Raw genomic sequence first — 210 nt, 5'->3', positions numbered from 1 at the left:
CTTCACCCCAGGACCGACTGGCTCTCCGCCGCCCGGACCGCCGACGCCGTCGCCGAGGCCATTGACGCCGGGGCCGCCGACACTGTCACCGGTTCCGCCGCTCGCTCCGGGGGGCGGAGCCCACTTGGCCGAGTGGAGCGGTGGTGTGTCGCCGTGTGCGTCGGGGTTGCCGATGCCGTCCGGCGGCGGGCTGATCCACGGTTTCTTGAT

Annotated in this window: 1 pseudogene; it reads right to left on the bottom strand. The window is 73.3% G+C overall.

What is annotated here, in order from left to right:
* Window positions 1-210, bottom strand: a pseudogene (locus H4281_RS45320) (hypothetical protein); the annotation flags it as partial.

The organism is Amycolatopsis dendrobii (genome assembly GCF_014145675.1).
In the GTDB taxonomy this organism is placed as follows: Bacteria; Actinomycetota; Actinomycetes; order Mycobacteriales; family Pseudonocardiaceae; genus Amycolatopsis; species Amycolatopsis dendrobii.
The sequence above is the reverse complement of the archived record's forward strand: the minus strand, read 5'-3'. Positions and strand labels throughout refer to the sequence as shown.